General features: G+C 67.9%; 18 protein-coding genes and 1 tRNA gene. 15 read left to right on the top strand and 4 right to left on the bottom strand.

The genetic code is table 11. The features are described from left to right. The first annotated feature begins 96 nt into the window (after window positions 1-96). Genes BST13_RS16780 through BST13_RS16760 form a run of 5 tightly spaced genes read left to right on the top strand, consistent with a single transcriptional unit; the run spans window position 97 to window position 4,225 of the window. A complete protein-coding gene (locus BST13_RS16780; protein ID WP_170064297.1) occupies window positions 97-1,038 on the top strand; it encodes an ABC transporter substrate-binding protein in 942 nt (313 codons plus the stop codon). Continuing rightward, window positions 1,035-2,144, top strand: a complete 1,110-nt coding sequence (locus tag BST13_RS16775) for an ABC transporter ATP-binding protein (protein WP_083165148.1) — start codon at window positions 1,035-1,037, stop codon at window positions 2,142-2,144. Before BST13_RS16780 ends, BST13_RS16775 begins: the two co-directional genes overlap by 4 nt. A gap of 4 nt (window positions 2,145-2,148) precedes the next feature. Then, window positions 2,149-2,820, top strand: a complete 672-nt coding sequence (locus BST13_RS16770) for an ABC transporter permease (RefSeq protein WP_083165147.1) — start codon at window positions 2,149-2,151, stop codon at window positions 2,818-2,820. Continuing rightward, window positions 2,817-3,620, top strand: coding sequence for an ABC transporter permease (locus BST13_RS16765; RefSeq protein WP_083165146.1), 804 nt, complete (start codon window positions 2,817-2,819; stop codon window positions 3,618-3,620). The genes BST13_RS16770 and BST13_RS16765 overlap by 4 nt, the downstream gene beginning before the upstream one ends. Continuing rightward, window positions 3,617-4,225: a putative glycolipid-binding domain-containing protein gene (locus BST13_RS16760; RefSeq protein WP_083165145.1), complete on the top strand. Its 609-nt coding sequence runs from the start codon at window positions 3,617-3,619 to the stop codon at window positions 4,223-4,225. Before BST13_RS16765 ends, BST13_RS16760 begins: the two co-directional genes overlap by 4 nt. Here BST13_RS16760 and BST13_RS16755 read toward each other — a convergent pair. Next, complete coding sequence (locus tag BST13_RS16755) at window positions 4,191-5,147, bottom strand: prephenate dehydrogenase (protein ID WP_095533577.1); 957 nt, start codon at window positions 5,145-5,147, stop codon at window positions 4,191-4,193. The genes BST13_RS16760 and BST13_RS16755 overlap by 35 nt on opposite strands. A gap of 83 nt (window positions 5,148-5,230) precedes the next feature. Between BST13_RS16755 and BST13_RS16750 the strand changes: the two genes are divergently transcribed. The 5 genes from BST13_RS16750 (at window position 5,231) to BST13_RS16730 (ending at window position 8,976) form a co-directional block, all read left to right on the top strand. Beyond that, a complete protein-coding gene (locus BST13_RS16750) occupies window positions 5,231-5,737 on the top strand; it encodes a tRNA adenosine deaminase-associated protein (RefSeq protein ID WP_064944884.1) in 507 nt (168 codons plus the stop codon). Further along, on the top strand, window positions 5,734-6,189 hold the full coding sequence (locus BST13_RS16745) for a nucleoside deaminase (protein ID WP_083165143.1): 456 nt from the start codon (window positions 5,734-5,736) through the stop codon (window positions 6,187-6,189). The genes BST13_RS16750 and BST13_RS16745 overlap by 4 nt, the downstream gene beginning before the upstream one ends. A 52-nt stretch (window positions 6,190-6,241) precedes the next feature. Further along, window positions 6,242-6,332: transfer RNA gene (locus BST13_RS16740), tRNA-Ser, on the top strand. Between the two features lie 118 nt (window positions 6,333-6,450). Beyond that, complete coding sequence (locus BST13_RS16735; protein WP_083165168.1) at window positions 6,451-7,806, top strand: flavin monoamine oxidase family protein; 1,356 nt, start codon at window positions 6,451-6,453, stop codon at window positions 7,804-7,806. Window positions 7,807-7,809: 3 nt separating this feature from the next. Beyond that, window positions 7,810-8,976, top strand: coding sequence for a Glu/Leu/Phe/Val dehydrogenase dimerization domain-containing protein (locus BST13_RS16730; RefSeq protein ID WP_083165142.1), 1,167 nt, complete (start codon window positions 7,810-7,812; stop codon window positions 8,974-8,976). A 102-nt stretch (window positions 8,977-9,078) separates the two neighbouring features. On the opposite strand, the gene BST13_RS16725 is transcribed toward BST13_RS16730, so the two are convergent. After that, a complete protein-coding gene (locus BST13_RS16725; RefSeq protein WP_083165141.1) occupies window positions 9,079-10,725 on the bottom strand; it encodes an amidohydrolase in 1,647 nt (548 codons plus the stop codon). A 26-nt stretch (window positions 10,726-10,751) separates the two neighbouring features. Beyond that, window positions 10,752-12,221 (bottom strand): aminotransferase class I/II-fold pyridoxal phosphate-dependent enzyme, encoded by a 1,470-nt coding sequence (locus BST13_RS16720; protein WP_211296106.1) that lies wholly within the window; start codon window positions 12,219-12,221, stop codon window positions 10,752-10,754. Between the two features lie 215 nt (window positions 12,222-12,436). Between BST13_RS16720 and BST13_RS16715 the strand changes: the two genes are divergently transcribed. The 4 genes from BST13_RS16715 to BST13_RS16700 all read left to right on the top strand — a co-directional run bounded on the left by BST13_RS16715 (window position 12,437) and on the right by BST13_RS16700 (window position 17,221). Further along, on the top strand, window positions 12,437-13,138 hold the full coding sequence (locus BST13_RS16715) for a TetR/AcrR family transcriptional regulator (protein ID WP_083165139.1): 702 nt from the start codon (window positions 12,437-12,439) through the stop codon (window positions 13,136-13,138). A gap of 293 nt (window positions 13,139-13,431) precedes the next feature. Then, on the top strand, window positions 13,432-14,841 hold the full coding sequence (locus BST13_RS16710; protein WP_211296107.1) for an amino acid permease: 1,410 nt from the start codon (window positions 13,432-13,434) through the stop codon (window positions 14,839-14,841). Next, window positions 14,838-15,746 (top strand): universal stress protein, encoded by a 909-nt coding sequence (locus BST13_RS16705; RefSeq protein ID WP_083165137.1) that lies wholly within the window; start codon window positions 14,838-14,840, stop codon window positions 15,744-15,746. The genes BST13_RS16710 and BST13_RS16705 overlap by 4 nt, the downstream gene beginning before the upstream one ends. After that, window positions 15,746-17,221 carry an aminotransferase class I/II-fold pyridoxal phosphate-dependent enzyme gene (locus BST13_RS16700; protein WP_083165136.1) on the top strand — a complete coding sequence of 492 codons (1,476 nt, stop codon included), beginning with the start codon at window positions 15,746-15,748 and terminating at the stop codon, window positions 17,219-17,221. Before BST13_RS16705 ends, BST13_RS16700 begins: the two co-directional genes overlap by 1 nt. 1 nt (window position 17,222) lies before the next feature. Here BST13_RS16700 and BST13_RS16695 read toward each other — a convergent pair whose 3' ends face one another. After that, window positions 17,223-17,822 (bottom strand): TetR/AcrR family transcriptional regulator C-terminal domain-containing protein, encoded by a 600-nt coding sequence (locus BST13_RS16695; RefSeq protein ID WP_211296105.1) that lies wholly within the window; start codon window positions 17,820-17,822, stop codon window positions 17,223-17,225. Window positions 17,823-17,911: 89 nt separating this feature from the next. On the opposite strand from BST13_RS16695, the gene BST13_RS16690 reads away from it, so the two are divergent. Beyond that, window positions 17,912-18,862, top strand: a complete 951-nt coding sequence (locus BST13_RS16690) for a PDR/VanB family oxidoreductase (RefSeq protein ID WP_083165134.1) — start codon at window positions 17,912-17,914, stop codon at window positions 18,860-18,862. Window position 18,863: the final 1 nt, after the last annotated feature.

Below are 18,863 nucleotides of genomic sequence, written 5' to 3'. Positions count from 1 at the left end.
ACGGTAAAGACCGGCAGCATGTCGGCCCTGCGGTTAGGGTCAGGAAAGCCGGCCGAGGTCATCGGATTCGGCTGCAGCCGTCGGAAGGACGTTCGCATGCAGCATCGAACCCTGGCAGTGCTCGCGGTCCTGCTCGCGCTGATGGCGTCGGTGTTCACCGCCTGCGGCAGCGCGAATCCGCTGGGCGGCGGACAGATATCCGGTGATCTGAAGTCCATCGTCGTCGGTTCGGCGGACTTCCCGGAATCCAAGATCATCGCCGAGATCTATGCCCAGGCGCTGGAGGCCAACGGCTTTCAGGTCGGCAGGCAGTTCGGCATCGGCAGCCGGGAAACGTATGTACCTGCGGTACAGGACCACTCGATCGACCTGATCCCGGAGTACACCGGCAACCTGCTGCAGTACTTCGACAAGAACACCACCGCCACCACATCCGATGCGGTGTTGATCGGCCTGCTCAAAGCGCTGCCCGGCGATCTCTCGATCCTGTACCCGTCACCCGCCGAGGACAAGGACACCCTGGCCGTCACCGCCGAGACCGCCGCGCGCTGGAATCTCAAGACCATCACCGACCTGGCCGCGCATTCGGCCGAGGTGAAAGTGGGTGCGCCGTCGGAGTTTCAGACGCGGCAGACCGGGCTGGTGGGGCTGAAGGAGAAATACGGATTGGACATCGCGCCGGTCAATTTCGTCGCGATCAGTGATGGCGGCGGTCCTGCCACCGTGCAGGCGCTGACCAACGGGTCCATCACGGCCGCCAACATCTTCAGTACGTCACCGGCCATCGGGCAGCACCACCTGGTGGTGCTCGAAGACCCGAAGAACACGTTCCTGGCCGCCAACGTGGTACCGCTGGTGGCCTCGCAGAAGATGTCCGATGAGCTCAAGACCGTGCTGGACGCCGTGTCGGCGAAGCTCACCACCGAGGCACTGATCGCACTCAACACCGCCGTCGAGGGCAACAAGGGCGTCGACCCCGACGAAGCGGCGGGAAAGTGGATCAAGGACAACGGATTCGACAAGCCGGTGAAAAAGTGATCACGTTCAGCAACGTCACCAAGAAATATCCGGACGGCACCGTGGCCGTCGACGACCTCACGCTCGACGTTCCCGAGGGCACGCTGGCCGCGTTCGTCGGGCCATCGGGCTGCGGGAAGACGACATCGATGCGGATGATCAACCGGATGATCGAGCCGACGTCGGGCACTCTCACCGTCAACGGTGAGGATGTCACCAAGGTCGATCCGGTGAAACTGCGCCTCGGCATCGGCTACGTGATCCAGAGCGCGGGGCTGATGCCGCATCAGCGCGTCGTCGACAACGTCGCGACGGTGCCGGTGCTCAAGGGTGAATCCCGGCGTGCCGCACGCAAAGCCGCGCTCGGGGTGCTCGAACGGGTGGGGCTGGATCCCAAGCTCGCCAACCGCTACCCGGCCCAGCTGTCCGGCGGCCAGCAGCAGCGGGTCGGGGTCGCCAGGGCGCTTGCGGCCGACCCGCCGATACTGCTGATGGATGAGCCGTTCAGTGCGGTCGACCCGGTGGTACGCGAGGAATTGCAGACCGAAATCCTGCGGCTGCAAAGCGAATTGCGCAAGACCATCGTGTTCGTCACGCACGACATCGACGAGGCGGTGAAACTCGGCGACAAGGTCGCGGTGTTCGGCCGGGGCGGAGTCTTGCAGCAGTACGCCGAACCGGCATTCGTATTGTCCAACCCCGCCAACGAATTGGTGTCGGGATTCGTCGGCGCCGACCGGGGCTACCGCGGGCTGCAGTTCTTCAAGGCGACTGGGCTGCCGCTGCACGATATCCGCCAAGTCGCCGAGACCGATATCGACGAGTTGCAGCTGGCTCCCGGCGAGTGGGCACTGGTGCTGCGGGCCGACGGTAAGCCCTACGCCTGGATCAACGCCGAGGGAGTCGAGGTACACCGCAAGGGAAGCTCGCTGTACGACAGCAGTGTCGGCGGCGGCTCGTTCTTCCGGCCCGACGGCAGCCTGCGGCTCGCGCTCGACGCCGCGCTGTCCTCGCCGTCGGGGCTCGGGGTGGCGGTCGACGACGACGGTCGGCTGCTGGGCGGCATCCAGGCCGACGACGTGTTGGAGACCCTGAAGAAGCAGCGCCGCGTGCCGAAGGTCGGGTAGCGATGTGACGTACCTGTTGACCCACCTCGACAAGGCCTGGGCGCTCACCGTGATCCACCTGCGCCTGTCGCTGGTGCCGATCATCCTCGGGTTGCTGATCGCCGTGCCGCTGGGTGCGCTGGTGCAGCGCACCACCACGGTGCGGCGGTTCACCACCGTCGTCGCCAGCATCATCTTCACCATTCCGTCGTTGGCGCTGTTCGTGGTGTTGCCGCTGATCATCCCCACCCGCATCCTCGATGAAGCCAATGTCATTGTGGCGCTGACCCTTTACACCACCGCACTGTTGGTGCGGGCGGTGCCCGAAGCGCTGGACGCCGTGCCGGCGGAGGTGCTGGACGCGGCCACCGCGGTCGGCTACCGGCCGTGGGTCAGAGTCGTCAAAGTCGAACTTCCCCTTGCGATCCCGGTTCTCATCGCGAGCCTTCGGGTCGTCGCGGTCACCAACATCTCGATGGTGTCGGTCGGCTCGGTGATCGGTATCGGCGGGCTGGGCACCTGGTTCACCGAGGGGTACCAAGCCAACAAGAGCAGCCAGATCGTCGCCGGGATCATCGCGATTTTCGTGCTGGCCGTCGTCATCGACACCCTGATCATGTTGCTGGGCAAGGTCATCACGCCCTGGACGCGCACGAACCGCAGGTCCCGCACTCCTCGCGCCAAGGCGGCCGCATGAACTTCCTGAACCAGGCGCTGACCTTCATTTTCACCGCGGCAAATTGGAGCGGGCCCGCCGGGCTCTCCGCCCGCATCGTCGAACACCTGCAGTACACCGCCATCGCGGTGGTGTTCTCGGTGCTGATCGCGGTTCCCATCGGGCTGCTGATCGGGCACACCGGGCGCGGCACCTTCCTGGTGGTCACCGGGGTGAACGCGCTGCGCGCCCTGCCCACCCTCGGCGTTCTGCTGCTCGGCGTGCTGCTGTGGGGGCTCGGCCTGGTGCCGCCGACGGTGGCCTTGATGCTGCTGGGCATACCGCCGCTGCTGGCGGGCACCTACTCGGGGATCGCCAATGTGGACCCGGCCGTGGTGGATGCCGCCCGGTCGATGGGCATGACCGAAAGCCGGGTGCTGCTGAGGGTCGAAGTTCCCAACGCGCTGCCGCTGATCCTGGGCGGGCTGCGCACCGCGACGCTTCAGGTGGTTGCGACGGCTACGGTCGCGGCCTATGCCAGCCTCGGTGGGCTGGGCCGGTACCTCATCGACGGGATCAAGGTGCGGCAGTTCCACATCGCGCTCGTCGGTGCGCTCATGGTGACCGCGCTGGCGTTGATCCTCGATGCGGCGCTGGCGTTTGCCGTCTGGTTGTCGGTGCCAGGCACCGGCCGGATGAGGCGCTGGGGTGGCGGCGCGGGGGAGATGCCCCAGCCATTGCTCGGCGACGAGGTGGCTCTCGAATCGCGACCAACAGCAACGCGCGGGAGTTCGGGACTCCCCCACGAAGGCGGCAGTCCGTCGCATACGGTAGAAGGGTGAGTGAAGCCGAACGCACAGACGAGCAGTCCGTCGAGCCGGCATCCGCCTGGCCGGCCGTGCTGACGTGGCGAGCGAACGACGTACCCCGGATGGAGTGGGTGCGGGTGCAGCTGACGGGCAAACGCATCAAGGCGAACGGGCGAATAGTGGCTGCTGCCACCACGTCTCACCCCGCGTTCGCGGCGTCATACGATCTGGTGACCGACGAGACGGGTGCGACGAAGCGCCTGTCGCTCACCGTCACCCTCGCCGAGCGTGAGCGCCAGCTCTCCATCGCGCGCGACGAAGAGAACATGTGGCTGGTGCAGGATCACAACCAGACCAAGCGGTCGAGCTACGAGGGCGCACTCGACGTCGATGTGATCTTCAGCCCGTTCTTCAACGCGCTGCCGATCCGGCGCACGGGCCTGCACCTGACGAACGAGTCGGTGACGCTGCCGGTGGTCTACGTCCGGCTGCCCGAGCTGTCGGTGGAGGCCGCGAACATCACCTACACCGGCACACCGACGGGTATAGAGCTGCTCTCGCCGGTGTCCGAGACCACCATCACCGTCGATCCCGACGGGTTCATCATCGACTACCCAGGACTGGCAGAGCGGATCTGATCACGCCGCCCGCGCGGCCCGCGGCAGCCAGTTCGTCGCGCCAGTTCTCGGCGCCGACGACGGTGGTGACGATCTCCGGCCGGCTGAAACTGTCGTAGCGCATCCGGGCGGCGTGGCCGCTCTCGACGAGGTCGGCCAGTGAGCCCGTGGCGGCCAGGCTGTCGCGGGCCTGCGTGAGCAGCTTGATGCCGTGCTCCAGGGCAGGCAGCAGTTGTCCGGCATTCGCCTCGCACATGGCCCGCACCAGGTCCGGGGCCGTGGCCGCGACCCGGGTGCCGTCCCGGAACGAGCCGGCGGCCAGCGCGAAGGCCAGAGGCACCTCGCCGGCGTTGAGTGCCAGTGCCTCGGCGAACAGATGCGGCAGATGCGAGATGGCGGCGGCGGCCGCATCGTGCTCCTCTGAGCAGGCCGGAACCACCACGGCGCGGCAGTCCAGCGCCAGCCTGGTCACCTGCGCCCACACCTCGGCGTCGACGTGGCTGTCGACGCTGACCACCCAGGGCGCGCCGACGAACAGCGCAGGGTTACCGGCGGCCCAGCCTGAGTGTGCGGTGCCGGCCATGGGGTGCCCGCCGACGAATCGGTCCAGCAGCCCGAACTTCTGAACCTGTTGCAGCACAGCACCTTTGACGCTGATCACATCGGTCAGCGGGCAGTTCGGTGCGCTGTCGCGGACGTGGGCCAACATGATGGGCAGCGCAGGCATGGGTACCGCGAGCACGACCAGCGCGTTGCTCTCGGTGGCGCGCTGCAGCGTCGCGTCGAGGTTCTCGCTGGCGTCGAATCCGTCGAACCGGGCCTCCCGGACCGCGTCGACCGAACGGTTGTAGCCGAACACCTCGCGGCCCGCGGCCGCAGCCGCCCGCATCAGCGAGCCGCCGATCAGTCCGAGTCCCACCACGCATACGGGTGTGTTTGTCACCTACCAAGATTGGCACACCCTCATGCAGAGGTGGACAGCGATGCCTGGTCAAAATCCCTGGTCGGCGACTACCGTAGGCGCACATGGGAGCACAGCGCGCGCCGGCCGACCTGCCAGACGGGTTCGGCGTGGCCGTCGTCCGCGAGGAGGGCAAATGGAGGTGTGCGCCGATGCGTTCGGCCTCACTGAACAGCTTGTCCGCCGCAGAGACCGAGTTGCGGGAACTTCGCAGCTCGGGGTGTGTGTTCGGGCTGCTGGACATCGACGACGAGTTCTTCGTCATCGTGCGTCCGGCGCCCGCGGGAACCCGCCTGCTGCTCTCGGATGCCACCGCGGCGCTGGACTACGACATCGCCGCTGAGGTGCTCGAGACCCTCGACGCCGACATCGACCCCGACGATCTCGACGACGCCGACCCCTTCGAGGAGGGTGACCTCGGGCTGCTCTCGGATGTCGGGCTGCCCGAGGCGGTGCTGGGGGTCATCCTCGACGAGACCGATCTGTACGCCGACGAGCAGCTCGGCCGCATCGCCAGGGAGATGGGCTTCGCCGACGAGCTGTCGGCGGTGCTCGACCGACTCAATCGGTGACCTCGTCTGACGAACGCCTGATCCGCGCCGCGCTGGACGCCGCCCGGATGGCAGGCCCCCGCGACGTGCCGATCGGCGCGGTCGTCGTCGCGGCCGACGGCACCGAGCTGGCCCGCGCCGCCAACGTCCGCGAGGCCACCGGCGACCCGACGGGCCACGCCGAGATCGTGGCGATGCGGGCGGCCGCGCAGGTGCTCGGTGACGGCTGGCGACTGGAAGGTGCCACGCTGGCCGTGACCGTCGAGCCCTGCACGATGTGCGCCGGGGCGTTGGTGCTGGCCCGGGTGGCACGGGTGGTGTTCGGGGCGTGGGAACCCAAGACCGGGGCCGTGGGTTCGCTGTGGGACGTGGTGCGCGACCGGCGGCTCAACCACCGCCCGGAGGTGGTCGGCGGGGTGCTGGCCGACGAATGCGCCGCGCTGCTGGAGGGCTTCTTCTCGGCGCAGCGGTAGACGCTCGCGAGCGGATTAGGGCCCACGGCCGGCGTTCGGTAAGCTGCCACACGGTGGCGTGTCCGAGCGGCCTAAGGAGCACGCCTCGAAAGCGTGTGACGGGTAACCCCCGTCCGAGGGTTCAAATCCCTCCGCCACCGCCATAGACCCCGCGCCTGCCGATGCAGGTGGCGGGGTTTTTGTCTGAAGCCGGCAAGTAGGCCGATACTATTGCGCTCCAACGGCATTCACGCGGTCCCGCGTGGGGATATGGTGCGCGGCATGGCCGAACAGACTGATGTCGTCATCGTCGGAGCCGGCGCCGCCGGACTGACCGCCGCCAAGACCCTCGTGGATGCCGGACACGACGTCGTGGTGCTGGAAGCGCGTGATCGGGTCGGCGGCCGGCTGCTGACCGAACAGCGCGACGGCCGATACGTCGAGATGGGTGGGCAGTGGCTGGCGCCCTACCAGGATGCGGCGCTCGCGATGGCCAGAGAGCTGGGCATCGAGGAGTTCGTTCGGCCCAGGGGCGGCGCCGACGTATATGTCGGCACCGATGGGCGACGTCAGACGCACGCCCATGAGCAGTTGCCGCTGGACGCCGAAGGGGTAGCCGCGGTGGACCGGATCTTCGAGGCCCTCGACCGGATCACCAAAGAGGTGGACCCGGACGATCCGTGGAAACACCCGCAGGCCACTGAGCTGGACGGCACCACGTTCGACGCGTGGCTGTGGGCGCAGAGCGGCCACGCGGAGGCGGTCGCCGCGGTGGGCAAGATCGTCGCCGCGTTCATGACCAAGGACACCGTGCAGTTCTCGGTGCTGGCGGCGGCGTGGCTGGCGGCCACCAGCGGCGGAGTCGGCCACCTCGCCGATGCCGACGAAGTGCTCAACAGCCGGCTGGTCGGCGGGCTCAGCCAGATTCCGCTGCGGCTCGCCGAACGGTTGGGTCCCCGAGTGCGGCTCGACAGCGCGGTGCGCGCCGTGCACTGGACCGATGATTCGGTGACGGTGGAAACGGCCGACGGCACCGTCGCGGCCCGCGCGGCGATCCTGGCTGTGCCGCCGAACTTGTTGTCGGGCATACGGTTTGACCCGGCGTTGCCGTCCTGGCGGATGACCATGGACGAGAACTTCACCCAGGGCCTGGTGATCAAGGTGCAGGCGTTCTACCCGCGGCCCTTCTGGCGCGACGAGGGCTTGTCCGGCACCGGGTTCGGCCCGGAGCTCACCGTGCACGAGGTGTACGACAACACGCTGCCCGACGGCCGCGAAGGCGTGCTCATCGGCTTCATCGTCGCCTCGGCCGCCGACCGGGTGGCCCGCCTCGACGCCCAGGGCAGGCGGGCTGCCGTCCTGGAGTCCTTCGCGGCCTATTTCGGCCCGCAGGCTCTCGACCCGATCGATTTCGCGGAAAGCAGCTGGCACGCCGACCCGTGGACCCGCGGCGCCTATTCGCCCACCTTCGGCCCCGGTGGGCTGGTGCGGTTCGGGCCGGACATGCGCCGGTCGATCGGCCCGCTGAGTTTCGCCAGTTCGGACATCGCAGGCATCGGTCTGATGCATGTGGACGGCGCCATCCGCTCCGGTCGGCGGGCCGCCGACGAGGTGCTCGCGCGGCTCGTGAAGGCGTGAACCATGGCTGACTCCTTCTTCGAAGTCACCTGGACCGATCCGGTCACGCAGGCCAAGGGCTACCTGGTGATCGACCGGCTGGTCCGTGGCATCAGCAGCGGCGGGCTGCGGATGCGGGCAGGCTGCACGCTCTCCGAGGTCCGTGGCTTGGCGCAGGGCATGACGCTCAAAGAGGCCATGCACTACGAGGACGGCGCCCGCTACGTTCCGCTGGGCGGGGCCAAGGGCGGCATCGATTTCGACCCGTACAGTCCGGACGCCGAGCAGGTGCTGTTCCGGTATCTGGCCGCGATGAAACCGCTGATCGCGCAGCGCTGGACCATGGGTGAGGATTTCGGGGTCCGCCAGGACGCGGTGGACCGCGGTATCGCGGCGATCGGACTGACCAGCTCGATCGAGGCCGCGTACCAGGTGATCGACGACAAGGCGGGTGCCGACGCCAGGATGAAGACGGCGTTCAGCAGTGTGGTCGACGGGGTCAAGCTCGACGAGCTGGTTGGCGGCTACGGCGTCGCGCAGGCCGGGTTGGCCGCGATGGCTCGCCTGGGCCTGCAGCCTGCCGAAACCCGGGCTGTCGTACAGGGTTTCGGGTCGATGGGCGGGGCGACGGCCCGCTACCTGGCGCAGGCGGGCGTGCGGATCGTCGGCATCGTCGACGTACATGGCGTGGTGGCCAATCCGGCGGGTCTGGACGTCGAGCGCCTGCTGCTCACCCGTGACGCCACCGGCGGCATGGACCGCAGCCAGCTGCGCGACGGTGACATCCAGCTACCGGCCGACCACTGGCTCAGTGTGTCGGCCGACGTGCTGGTACCCGCCGCGATGTCCTACTGCATCGACGATTCCAACCAGGCCCAGGTGCAGGCGAAGCTCATCGTCGAGGCGGCCAACATGCCGGTACTGCCCGACGCCGAGGCCACTCTGGCGGCTCGCGGGGTCACGGTGTCGCCGGACTTCGTCGCCAATTCGGCGACCAATGCCTGGTGGTGGTGGGTGTTCTTCGGCGACATCGACGGCACCCCCGAGCAGTCGTTCGCCAAGATAGCCGATCGCATGAAGACGTTGAGCGACAACATGTTCGACTACGCCGAGGCCAACGGTGTGACACCGCGCGAAGCTGCCCTGGCGGTGGCGGCGCAGCGGCTGGCCCTCATCGACGAGCGGTTCTGAGATGCTGTAGTGCCGTCCGCGAGTTCGACGAAAACGTTGTGTCCGTTCGGGATTTACGACGTTTTCGTCGAACTCGGCGCCGCCGTCGGCCCGTCGGCGCCGTCACGCTATGGCGGCTGCCCGGTCGAACACGATCTCGCCGCCCACGATCGTCATGTCGATGGTCGCATCGCGGATGGCCTCGGGCGGCCCGGCGAAGATGTTGTCGGAGACCACCGCGAAGTCGGCGTATTTGCCCGGGGTGATCGAACCGCGGTTGTCCTCACAGAAGTTCGCGTAGGCGCTGCCCATCGTGTACGCGTACACCGCCTCGTCCAACGTGATGCCCTGTTCGGGGACCCAGGCCGGGGTGTCGCCGCGGCCGCGGCGCGTCACCGCGGTGTAGAGGTGCGACAGCGGATCCATCTCGGCGACGGTCCAATCGCTGGAGAAGGCCAGCACCGCGCCGGCCCGCTGCAGGCTGCGGAACGCCCAGGCGTGCTCCGAGCGTTCGGGCCCGATGGCCTCCGCCCAGTCCTTGCCCGGCCCGGCCACATCCGGGGCCCCGTGGCGGGGCTGCATGCAGGCCACCACGCCCAGTTCGGCGAACCGCGCCACATCGTCGGGGTGCAGGCACTCGACGTGCACGATCTGATGCCGGGCGTCGCGGGGGCCGTTGGCGGCGCGGGCCGCCGCGACACCGTCGAGCACCGTGCGGATGCCGCGGTCACCGGTGGCGTGCACGAAGGCTTGGAAGCCTGCCGCGTCCAGGCCGGTGAGCACCTCGGCGAACTCCGTCGGCTCGTAATAGGTGGCGCCGCGGTTGCCCGGCTCGTTGTAGTACGGCTCGAGCAGGGCTGCGGTGTGCGGTTCGACGACGTCGTCGATGTAGAGCTTGAGCGGGCCGAGCCGGAACTGGTCGTCCTGATACTGCGTGATCGCCGCGGCGAAGTCGGCAAGGTCCGACGCCGGGGTGCCGCGCGGATGGAACAGCCCGGCGATCACCCGTGACTTCAACCTTCCTTCGGTGCGGGCCCGGGTGAACAGGCCGATGTCGTCGAGCGAGTTCTGCGGTTCTACGACGGTCGTCAGCCCGTTGGCGATGGCCATGTCCAGGCTCGACAACAGCCGCCCGTAGCGCCGGTCCTCCGAGGCCCACGGCAGGAATTCGGCCATCGCGCGCTGGCCGTCGCGGGCCAGCCCCTTGACCGCGAAGTTGGTGAGGAATCCAGTGGGTTCGCCCGTGACCGGGTCGAGCTTGGCCGTGCCGAAGGGCAGCTCGGTGTGATCACGCGTGATGCCGAGGAACCGCAGCGCGGCGGTGTTGAGCCAGGCCGTGTGCACGTCGTAGGTCAGCACGAACGCGGGCTTGTCGCCGGTGATCGCGTCGAGGTCGGCGGCGGTGGGCATCTGGCCCGCCGGGAACGCGCTGTAGTCCAGGCTCTCGCCCTCGATCCACGATGCATCGGGGTTGGCCTCGATCCATGCGGTCAGCCTGCGGTAGACCTCGTCGAGCGTTGCGGCACCGGCCAATTGGGCGCTGGCGACATCCGAGCCGAGCCGCAGGTGGTTGTGCGCGTCGACGAATCCCGGCAGCAGCAGCCGGCCGCCGAGGTCCACGATCTGGGTTTCGGGGCCGGCCAGGGCCGCGATGGTGGCGTCGTCGCCGACCGCGGTGATGCGGTCACCGGTGACGGCGACGGCCGACGCGGTCGGTTGGTCGGGGTCGACGGTGTGGACGACCGCATTGCGGTAAATGACGTCGGTCATGGTTCCTTCCAGTTCTGTTCGGCGTGCTACTCGGCGACCACGCGGAAGCCGGTCACGGCGCGGTCGACGGCGCCGCGGACATACCCGCCGTGAGCTGTCGTGCCGCGGAAGAAGTCGATGAGTTCGGCGGTGATGACCTCGCCCGGCAGCACATTCGGGATGCCCGGCGGGTAGGCGGCCAGCGTGTCGGCGCTGACGCGTCCCACCGCCGCGTCGACTCCGACGACCTCGACGGGGGAGAAGAACGCCTGGCGCACGGTCATCCGGCTTTCGCCGGGTGGGGGAACCTTCAACGCGGAGTGGTCCTCGCCGCCGCCGTTCTCCTCCGGCAGCGCATGCAATGCGTTGACGATGCGGTCGACGTCCGGCGCAGACCCGGCGCCGATCACCATCACGATCGCCGCGCCGGTCGCAACCTCGACGTGGATCCTGTGCTCGTTGATCAGCACCTTGCTGGCTCGCACGCCGCTGATGCCGCCCGCCGAGGTGTCGATGGCGACCCGCAGCGGATCGACCGCGATCACGTCGGGGAACTGCAGGAAGTCGTCGCTGGCGATGCGGAACCGGCCGTGGGCCCGGACCCGGGCGCGGATCTCGTCGGCGACCGCGATCGAGTCGCCGATCCGCGCCTGCCCGGTGGCCAGTTGCCTGCGGGCCAGGTCGAGGGAGGCCAGCAGGATGCCGCTGGTGGACGTCGACTGCACGGTGTGCAGACCTCGGACCACCATGGGCTCCAACTGCTTGGCGTATGGCCCGGCACCCAGGTGCAGCATCGCCGACTGGGTCAGGCTGCCGCCGAGCTTGTGGGTGCTCGAACACACCAGGTCGGCGCCCTTGGACAGGGCATTGGCGGGTAGCGCAGGGTGGAAGCCGAAGTGCGCGCCCCAGGCCTCGTCGACGATGAGGGGCACCCCGTGGTCGTGCGCGACCTCGGCCAGCGCTGCCACGTCACTGACCGAGCCGAAGTAGCTGGGCGTGATGAGATGCGCTGCGGCGGCGTCGGGGTTCGCGTCCAGCGCGGCGGACAGGTCGGCGGCGGTGACGCCGTGCGCGATGCCCAGGTGGTCGTCGACCGACGGGTGCACGAACGCCGAGCTCAGGCCCGCCAGCACCAGGGCGTCGACGACGCTGGAATGCACGCTGCGCTGCACCACGAGGGTGCGGCCGAGCTGGCGGGCGCACATCACCGCGAGGTGGTTGGCCTGCGATCCGCCGTTGGTCAGAAACCAGGTCCTCGCGGCGCCCCAGGCATCGGCGGCCAGCCGCTGGGCCTGCGTGATGGGGGTCGGGTCCGGCGTGATGTCGACGCCTTCGATCAGCGGCGGTACATCGAGTTCGAGCACCCGGTCGCCGAACCACTCCGCGAGCAGCGGGTGGCGCTTCGGTTCGCCCATGTGGCCGGGCACGTGCACCCTGACCCAGTCACCTTCGCCGTAGGCGCGCATCGCGTCGGCGTACGGTGCGCGATCGTGGTCGATCGGTTCGGTGGAGCTCAACGGCCCTCCCATCACCCTGGGCCCGGATATTCGCCGGGCTTGACGAGTTTGGCAAAAGTCACCGGCCGAAGGACGCTTTAGCGTCCAATAAGTCCGTGCCACTTTACGTTTCGGTGTTCGGGGCACACGGCGGTGACGATCGGCGCATGGACCCTCGCTGAGGCGCCACGACGCAAACTCTTGTTAATAATTTGAACATATTATAGCGTCATCCCATGTCAGAAGCATTTCGCCCCTCCCAGCCGGCGGCGACGGCCCGATTTCGGGCGTCCAACCCCGAACACATGGACGCCCGCCGCGCGGCCATCGTCGCAGCTACGGCACGGGTGATCGTGACCAACGGCGTGGATTCCACCCGGTTGGCTGACGTCGCCGAGGAGGCCGGCGTCTCCGTCGGACTGATCCAGCACTACTTCCGCACCAAGGACCGCCTGGTGCTGGAAACCTTCCGCGCGTCGGCCGAGCAGAGCCGGGACGGATGGCGCCGCTGCGTCACCGAGGATGACGAGCCATTGGTCCGCATCGCGCGCCTGGCGCGGTTCATCGTCACCGACGAGGATTTCGACATGGCCTGGGGGCTGTGGGTCGAGTTCTATGCGGCCAGCACGCGAAATCGCGAGTTGCGCAAGCACATTCACCGCATCATGAACCTCTGGCGGACATTGTTCACCGAGTGCATCAACGACGGGATCGCCCGAGGGGTGCTGCAGGCGAACGGCAATGTCGATGACGCCGTCACCCGGATCGTCGCTCTGACCGACGGTTTGGCCATCCAGACTCTGCTGGGCCTCTACGAGATGACGGTCCCGCTGATGGAATCGATGATCCTCGACGCCATCGCCGACTTGTTCAGTGTCGACCGGGCCGCCCTGGCCAACGCGTCGCGATCGATGGCGCATCCGCCGCTGCTGGCCTGAACATCACCCACGCCAAGTCATTTGGCGGGCGCGCGGCGGGTATTGTCCCCGCCAACTCCTCATTCGGCGCTACGGCTTCACATCACGATGTGGGTACCAATTCCGACAATATCGCACCACTGTTGCATAACGGCAGTCCACTGAACAGTGCAGTCGTAGCCTGACCGCCGGGACGCTCGCTGACGCAGCCGGCGGCCGACCACGTAGCAGCAGCTAGTCAGACAACGGCGTCTTACTGAGGAGGACTCGTGGCATCTCTCACAGAGCAGGCCCTGCGCCGCAAACCCGTGGGCATGATCAACGCCGAAACGGGTGCCGACACCGGAAAAAGCGAGCTCAAGCGAAGTATCGGGCTGTGGGGTCTGTCGGCCATCGGCATCGGCGGCACCATCGGCACCGGCATCTTCTTCATCCTCAGCCAGGCGGTCCCCATCGCGGGCCCGGCCGTGCTGTGGTCGTTCGTGCTGTCCGCGGTCGTCGCAGGCCTGACTGCTGTGTGCTACGCCGAACTGGCGGGCGCCGTCCCGGTGGCCGGCTCCTCGTACTCCTACGCCTATACGACGCTCGGTGAAGTGGTCGCCCTCGGTGTCGGCGCGTGCCTGCTGCTGGAATGGGGTGTGGCCGGTGCTGCCACCGCCGTCGGCTGGTCGCAGTACGTCAACCAGTTCCTGCTCAACGTCTTCCACTTCCAACTGCCCTCGGCGCTGTCCAACGCGCCCGAAGAGGGCGGCATCTGCAACGTGCCCGCCATCATCCTCATCCTGATGTGTGCGGTGCTGCTGATCCGCGGCGTCAGCGAGTCGGCCAAGACCAACGCGATCATGGTCGCCATCAAACTCGCCGTGCTGGTCATGTTCGTCCTCATCGGCATCCAGGGCTTCAACACGGACAACATGCAACCGTTCGCACCGCACGGCATCGGCGGCGTCACCACGGCGGCGAGCATCATCTTCTTCACCTTCGTGGGCCTCGACGGTGTGGCCGCCGCGGGCGAGGAGGCCAAGAACCCGCATCGCAATCTCCCGTTGGCGATCATGATCTCGCTGATCACCGTGACGGTCATGTACGTGTTGGTGGCCCTGGTCGCGCTCGGCGCCCAGCCGTCGGGCGAATTCGACGGTCAGGAAGCCGGACTGGCGAAGATCCTGGAGAACGTCACCGGACAGGCCTGGCCCGGCACCGTGCTGGCCGCAGGCGCCATCATCTCGATCTTCAGCGTGACCCTGGTGTCGGTATACGGGCAGACCCGCATCCTCTTCGCGATGTCGCGCGACGGCATGATCCCGCCGATCTTCCACAAGGTGAATCCGCGGACCCTGACCCCGGTGCCCAACACCATCATCGTCGCGGTCGTCATCGCGATCCTGGCGGGCTTCATCCCCATCAACTTCCTCGCGGAGATGACCAGCGTCGGCACCCTGGCCGCGTTCGTGACGGTGTCCATCGGCGTCATCGTGCTGCGCCGCCGCGCGCCCGAGCTGCCCCGCACGTTCAAGGTGCCGCTGTACCCGATCACGCCGATCCTGTCGGTCCTCGGTGCGCTGTGGATCATCGCCAGCCTGCGGACCGTGACCATCTATGTCTTCGTGATCTGGGTGGGTCTGGCGTTGGTGTGGTACTTCGTCTACGCCCGCAGTCACTCACATCTCGGCAGACACGAGCACGTCGGGCTGGACGCGGCGAAGGAGGAGCCCCAGCCATGACCATCCTCGTCGGGTATCCGCTCAAGCGGCGGGCCAAGGCGGTGCTCAGTCTGGCGGGCATGCTGTCGCGCACCAGCGGCGCGGATGTGCTGGTGTGCGTGGTCATCCCGGCGCCGTGGACGCCGGGGTTGTCCCGAGCCGACCAGGGGTACCGCGCCTACATCGACGAACTCGTCGACACCGCCGTCGCCCAGGCCCGCGAGGACCTGGACGCCGATGTGTCGGCCCAATTCGTCACGGTCCACGCGAAGTCGGCGTCCGCCGGCTTGTTGGAGGCCGCATCGCAGCACCAGGCCAGCGTGATCGTCACCGGATCGTCCGATTCGGGTCAGTTCGGGTACATCTCGTTGAGCAGTGTCGCCGACCGGCTGCTGCACAGTTCGCACCTACCGGTCGCGGTGGCTCCCCGTGGGTTCCGGTCCTCCGGCAAGAAGATCAGCCGGATCACGCTGGCCTTCACCGGTGGCGAACAGAGTTCGTTGCTGCTGGTCTCGGCGCGGGCGATGGCAGCCGAGTACGGGTGTGCCTTGCGGCTGGCATCGTTCGCGGTCCACCTCTCGCCTCCCGAGACGGCGCGCTTCCGCGACGAGCACGGCGCGGTGCTGGCGGAGTGGACGGAAGACATCTACGCCGCTGCCGAGAAGGCACTGTCGTCGGGCGGTCAGCCGCAGGCGTCCCGGCCCGAGATCGTGCTCGGCCACGGAACCGATTGGGACGAGGCCTTCGAGAGCATCGAATGGGAGCCCGGTGAAGTGCTGGTGATCGGGTCGAGCGAGACGGGACCCGTGGCGCGGGTGTTCCTCGGGTCGCGGGCCACCAAGATCGTCCGGCATGCCCCGGTCCCGGTCATCGTGGTGCCGCGTGAGGCGGCCGAGGAGCTCGCCGAAGCGAAGGGTGGAAACTGATGGGCGCCGCTGAACAGCCGAATGCGCCGTATCTCGATGCGGTCCTGGCGTATTCGTTCCGCGGTGCGGCGCGCTATCACACGCCCGGCCACAAGGGTGGTCCCGGCGCGGACCCTGCGCTGGTCAAGGCGATCGGCATCGACGCCCTCGCCTCCGATGTGCCATTGGGGCTCTGGGGTGTGGACATCGGACCGCAGCCGTCGCCGTACGTCGAGGCCGAGCGGCTCGCGGCGGAGGCGTTCGGTGCGGCGCGGTCGTTCTTCCTCACCAACGGCGCGACGCAGGGCAACCACACGCTGTGCCTGGCATTGGCGCCGCTGGGTACTCGTATTGTGGCGCAACGTAATTCACATGCCTCGATCGTCGACGGGTTGGTGCTCTCCGGCGGCATCCCCAGCTTCGTGGCGCCCGAGTACGACGACGTGCTCGGCGTCGCGCACTGCGTGACGCCGCAGTCCCTGGCCGATGCGCTGGACAACACTCCCGACGCCAGAGCCGCGTTCATCGTGTCGCCGACGTATTTCGGCATGGCCGCCGACATCGTGGGGCTGGCCGAGGCAGCGCATTCGCGCGGCGTGCCGTTGATCGTCGACCAGTCGTGGGGCCCGCACTTCGGCTTCCATGACGCGCTGCCGCCGACGGCGCTGTCGCAGGGTGCCGACGCCATGCTGACCAGCACCCACAAGATTGCCGGCGCCCTGACCCAGGCCGCCATGCTGCACATCGCCGACACCGGGCGGGTCGACATCGGCGCGGTCGGCCGCGCGCTGCGGCTGCTGCGGTCGACGAGTCCGTCGTCGTTGTTGATGGCCTCGCTCGACGCGGCACGACGCCAACTGGTCATGCACGGTGAGCAGCTGCTGAGCGAAACTCTGGTGGCCATCCGGCTGGCCAGCGAGAAGCTGAAGAGCATCGACGGGATCGACCTCGTCGACGAGTCGATGGTCGGCCGGATGGGCGTGACGGGTTACGACCCGCTGCGCATCGTGCTCGATGTGCGGCACACCGGCCGGACCGGGTACGAGATCGCCGATGCGTTGCGGCAGAGCTATGACGTGCATGTCGAGTTGCCGCTGCACGCGACCATCGTGCTGGTGATCGGCCTCGGCGAATCCACCGCGAACCTGCTGCGGGTGGCGGGCGACGTAGAAGAGGTGGTCAAGCGGCTCAAGGTGCCGGGCGACACCCCGTTGATCGTTCCGCCTGCCGCGTCGCTGGGCTACGAGGTGGCGATCCCGCCGCGGGAGGCGTTCCTCGGCGAGGCCGAGCAGGTGGCGGTGGAGGATGCCGCAGGACGGATCTCCTGCGAGTCGATCGCCAGTTACCCGCCGGGCATTCCGGCGCTGCTGCCTGGTGAGCGGATCGACGCGGACATCATCACCTATCTGCGCGAGATCGCCGACGGTGGCGGAAAGCTGCACGGCGCAAGCGATCCCACGTTCCACACCATCAACGTGCTGGCGAAGGAGCCGTAGCTCACCGCTGGCGCAGGTTGGCGATCAGCAGGTCGAGCCCGAAGTCGAAGCGCTGGTCGAAGTCTCCTGCGCCGAAGAACTCGGCGACCTGCGCCAGTGCGGGATAGCGGTCTGGGCTGACCGCGTCGGCGAGGCGCACCGGCCGGCCCAGTGCGTGATATGCCTGCTGTTCCTGGGTGATGCCCATGGTGTAGTACGCGATGGCCCAGGCTGACCATGCGGCGGTGCGCGGCTCGATGCCGCCTGCCAGCAGCGTCGATACGAACGCGTCGCCCAATTCGAGGGTGCGCGATTCCACCGGGAACGTTCCGGCGACCACGCGGGCGCCGTCGCGGTGCGCGAGCATCGCGTTGCGGTAGCGGTGCGCCAGCTCGCGCAACCGGTCCCGCCACTGCTGCGGAAGTGGTTCGTCGGCGCAGCCTGCGAGCATCAGATCGGCCATGGCCGCGAGCAGAGCGGGCTTGCTCGCGGCATGCCAGTACACGGTGTTGAGTTGCACGCCAAGGTGATCGGCCACCTTCCGCATGGTCAGCGCATCGAGGCCGATGTCGTCGAGCACCTCGAGGCCGGCCGCGACCACCTGTTCCCGGTCCAGTCCCACGCCGCCGCTCCTCGAAAACTTGACGCCTTGATCGTTGATCAAGTGTAGTGGATAGTGGTTCTTGATCATTGTTCAATAGAGGCGAGCGAATGAGTGTGGGAGTTGCCGATCAACCGGCGGTCGTCAGGCAGCTGCGGCTCGAGGCCGACGGCGTGGTGTCGGTGTCGCTGACCCGCCCCGACGGCTCGCCGTGGCCGGCCTGGGAACCGGGCGCGCACGTCGATGTCGTGCTGCCCACGGGCATCACGCGGCAATATTCGCTGTGCGGGCCACCGGCCGAGCGCGACACCTACCGCATCGCGGTCCGGCGCGAGGTCCGCAGCCGCGGCGGTTCCGAATACGTCCACGCCTTTCTCCGCCCCGGGCAGAAACTCGCAATTCGCGGCCCCCGCAACAACTTTCCGCTCCGGGAACACGGCCGCTACCTGTTCATCGCCGGTGGCATCGGCATCACGCCGATCCTGGCGATGGTGCGGGAAACCGCCGAGCGAGGCAAGCCATGGCGGCTGGTCTACGCGGGGTCGAGTGCGGCCGGGATGGCGTTCACGGGCGAGCTGGCGGAGCTCGGCGGCGCAGCCGAGTTCTACGTGAGTGACGAAACCGGCCGCATTCCGCTGGATGACCTGCTGTCGAAACCGCAGACAGGCACCGGCGTGTACGCATGCGGACCCGAAACACTCTTGGCCGCCATCGCCGAGCGCATGACGCACTGGCCCCCTGGCGCGCTGCACATCGAACGGTTCGCATCGCGACCCAAGCCGACGCGCCCCGACACCGAAATCGAAGTACGTTGTGCCCGTTCGGCCAAGACCGTCACAGTGCCGCCGGGACGAAGCATCCTCGACGCGCTCGGTGACGCAGGTGTACCCGTGACGGCGTCGTGCCGCGAGGGACTGTGCGGCACGTGTGAGACCGCGGTGCTCGACGGTACGCCCGACCACCGCGACGACATCCTCGACGAGCAGGAACGCGCCGCCAACGACCGCATGTTCATCTGCGTGTCCCGCGCTGTCGGGCCCCGGCTGGAACTGGACATCTGAC

The sequence above is a fragment of the Mycobacterium aquaticum genome (assembly GCF_002086485.1).
Taxonomy (GTDB): domain Bacteria; phylum Actinomycetota; class Actinomycetes; order Mycobacteriales; family Mycobacteriaceae; genus Mycobacterium; species Mycobacterium aquaticum.
The sequence above is the reverse complement of the archived record's forward strand: the minus strand, read 5'-3'. Positions and strand labels throughout refer to the sequence as shown.